This window comes from Lutibacter sp. B1 (assembly GCF_012524075.1).
Lineage (GTDB): Bacteria > Bacteroidota > Bacteroidia > Flavobacteriales > Flavobacteriaceae > Lutibacter.
In genome coordinates this window covers 1-4239 of record NZ_JAAZUI010000048.1, presented here as the reverse complement: position 1 = coordinate 4239, position 4239 = coordinate 1, and the positions used below count along the sequence as shown (strand labels likewise).

The following is a 4239-nucleotide window of genomic DNA, read 5'->3' as shown; positions in this document are numbered from 1 at the left end:
GTAAACCCAACACCAACGATAAGTAGTGCTGCTACAAAAACTATATGTGATAGTACAGATTTAGATTATGACATTACTTCTGCAACAACAGGTACAACATTTACGTGGACAGTTTCAGAAACTACAGCACCTACAGGAGGTTCAATTACAGGATTTACTGCTGATGCTACAGGAACAAATTCATCAATAAATGATGTGCTAGTAAATTCGGGAACAAGTCCAGGTGAAGTTACTTATACCATAACACCAACAGGACCAGCAACAACTAATTGTCCTGGTATACCATTTGATTTGGTGGTTACCGTAAATCCAGACCCAATTCTTACTGCTACACCAGATGTAGCAACATTTTGTAGTGGAGGAACTACTTCTATAGCTTTAAGTTCAACAACTTCTGGAGTTACTTATTATTATGATGCGCCAATAATTTCTGGTTCAGCAGGAAATATTACAGGAGGTACTGCTAGAACTTCTCCAGGTAACACGAATGATATAACAGATACCTTAGTAAATACAACAGCAGAAATTCAAACAGCTACTTACACAGTATATGCGATGTATGATGGGTGTGTGTCTTCTACACCAGAAACTGTAGTCATTACTGTAAATCCGGTTCCAGTACTTACAACTGGATTAACAGAAGGATTGTGTGTAGATAATTTATATACAGCTACAGCAAATTTAGATTTAACCACAAGCCCATCTATGGCAGGTGCGTTATTTACATATGGCGCACCTACACTTTCAGGAGGTGCAGGAGATTTAACAGGGGGTACGGCTAGAACAACAGCTAGTTCAGATAATATTACAGATACATTTATAAATACAACAGACATAGCTCAAACAGCAACATATTCAGTAACACCAATTGCTCCTTCAGATTTAGGAGGTTGTAGTGGAGAACCAAAAACTGTTGTTATAACAATATACCCACGTTCAGAAATTACGAGTTCGCTTGCTGAGGTAACTTGTAGTCAAAGTGAATTTACATATGCTGTTACAAGTAATGTAACTAATTCTACATTTACCTGGTCAAGAGCGGCAGTTACAAACATAAGTAATAGTTCAACAACAGGTACTGGGAATGTTACAGAAACGTTAATAAATACAACAACTGCTCCGGTAGATGTAACTTATGTGTTAACACCTACAGGCCCATCACCAAACAATTGCACAGGAACACCTTCAGATTTAATAGTAACTGTAAATCCAACTGGACAAGTAAATAAACCAACAGATCAAGAGTTGTGTAATAATGATAATACAACATTAATAACTTTTACAACAAATAATACAGGAGGTACTACTACTTATAGTTGGGTTAATGATACGCCTTCCATTGGGTTAGCTGCCTCGGGAACTAATCAGTCAACAATTCCTGTATTTACAGCTAAAAATACTACTATAGAACCTGTAGTTGCAACAATTACTGTAACTCCAACTTACACAAATGGTGGTGAAAGTTGTGAAGGAACACCTGTAGATTTTACAATAAAAGTAAACCCAACACCAACGATAAGTAGTGCTGCTACAAAAACTATATGTGATAGTACAGATTTAGATTATGACATTACTTCTGCAACAACAGGTACAACATTTACGTGGACAGTTTCAGAAACTACAGCACCTACAGGAGGTTCAATTACAGGATTTACTGCTGATGCTACAGGAACAAATTCATCAATAAATGATGTGCTAGTAAATTCGGGAACAAGTCCAGGTGAAGTTACTTATACCATAACACCAACAGGACCAGCAACAACTAATTGTCCTGGTATACCATTTGATTTGGTGGTTACCGTAAATCCAGACCCAATTCTTACTGCTACACCAGATGTAGCAACATTTTGTAGTGGAGGAACTACTTCTATAGCTTTAAGTTCAACAACTTCTGGAGTTACTTATTATTATGATGCGCCAATAATTTCTGGTTCAGCAGGAAATATTACAGGAGGTACTGCTAGAACTTCTCCAGGTAACACGAATGATATAACAGATACCTTAGTAAATACAACAGCAGAAATTCAAACAGCTACTTACACAGTATATGCGATGTATGATGGGTGTGTGTCTTCTACACCAGAAACTGTAGTCATTACTGTAAATCCGGTTCCAGTACTTACAACTGGATTAACAGAAGGATTGTGTGTAGATAATTTATATACAGCTACAGCAAATTTAGATTTAACCACAAGCCCATCTATGGCAGGTGCGTTATTTACATATGGCGCACCTACACTTTCAGGAGGTGCAGGAGATTTAACAGGGGGTACGGCTAGAACAACAGCTAGTTCAGATAATATTACAGATACATTTATAAATACAACAGACATAGCTCAAACAGCAACATATTCAGTAACACCAATTGCTCCTTCAGATTTAGGAGGTTGTAGTGGAGAACCAAAAACTGTTGTTATAACAATATACCCACGTTCAGAAATTACGAGTTCGCTTGCTGAACAGGTTTGTAGTAACTACCCGTTTACTTATACAATTACTAGTAATGTAGTAGGAACTACTTTTGAATGGTCAAGGGCTGCAGTTGCAGGAATAAGTAATGCGTCAGTAACAGATACTGGATCTATTATTAATGAAACTTTGGTAAATACTACAGCATCAACTATTAATGTTGAGTATATTTTAACACCAACAGGAGATACTTCTTGTGCAGGGACGCCTTCAACCTTAGTAGTAAGTGTAAATCCAACACCTGCAGTAACACCAAATTTATCACAAGCTATTTGTAGTGGTTCTACAGCTAATTTAGTGTTAACAAGTACGCCAGCAGTTTCCGGAACTACGTTTACTTGGCCTGAGCCAACAACAGAAGGCTCTTTTGGTACTATAACAGGTGGTACTGCAAGAACTACAGGCTCAACAAGCCCAATTACTGATGTTTTAGTAAATACAACCAATGTACCTTTAACGCTTGTATATTTAGTTACACCAATAAGTACTTTAGGATGTGTAGGAACACCTACTGAGGTCAAAATTACGGTGAATCCAATTCCAACAGTAAGTAGTGATACTACTAAAGAAATATGTAATAATGACAATGTAGACTATAGTCCAACATCTAAGGTTTCTGGAGTTACTTATACTTGGACAGCAGCACTAACAAGTGGTACGGTTACCGGGTTTACCACTGTTCCAGATTCTGGAGCAACAATAAATGATGTATTGGTAAACTCAGGAACAACTCAGGGAGAAGTAACTTATACAATTACACCTACAGGTCCGTACTCAACAAACTGTGAAGGGACACCTTTTGATTTTGTAGTTACCATAAATCCAATACCAGATGTTATTGCAACACCAATTACAGAAACTATTTGTGATGGAGATACAACAGATATTGACTTAACAACAACTATAACAGGAACAACAGTTTCTTATTCTTGGACAGCAGCTTTAACAAGTGGTACGGCTTCTGGTTATTCAGCTGGTTCTGGAAATACAATTTCAGAAACACTTATTAATTCATCAACACTACCAGCTATTGTAACATATACCATAACTCCAACTATAGGGACTGTTTGTGCAGGTTCACCTATTACTGTTGATATTACTGTAAATCCAAGCCCATCTGTTATTTCCGGAACTCCGGTTCAAGGTTCTTGTGCTTTACCAATAGGTAGTATAGAATTAATAGGCTTGCCCTCGGGAAATTGGACAATAAATCAAGCAGGTACTACAGCTAATTCTTATACTGGTTCAGGGTCAACTTATACGGTAAATTCATTGGCTTCTGGAAGTTATAATTTTACAGTAACTAATGATGATGGTTGTACTTCTAGTGCTTCTTCAAATATTATAATTAATAATATTATTTGTTCAATTGTAGATAATTTTTCAACCACACCTGTTGATGAAGTTTTAGGAGGAATAGCAGGAGATGTAACAGCAAATGACACTTTAAATGGTACAGTAGTTTCAGATTCAGCTATTGAAATTACACTTGATGCTGCTGATGGAATTATAGGTTTAACAATAGATTCTAACGGAAATATTATAGTGCCTGCAGGAACATCAGAAGGTACTTATGTAATTGATTATACAATTTGTGAAGTAGTAAACCCTTCTAATTGTAGTAGTAATTCAGCAACTATTGTAGTATCAGACGCAGGAACACCATTAGCCGTAAATGATGGAACCTATATTGTAGATGAGGATAGTACAATCAATAGATTAGATTGGTCAGGTAATGATACTTTAATTGATGGAGCTACTTTAAGTAGT

The 4239-nt window shown here is 36.7% G+C and carries 1 protein-coding gene; it reads left to right on the top strand.

Annotated elements, in window-relative coordinates:
- Positions 1-4239, top strand: a 4239-nt coding sequence (locus HGB55_RS14445) for a PKD-like domain-containing protein (RefSeq protein ID WP_168817703.1), incomplete at both ends; no start/stop codon positions are given.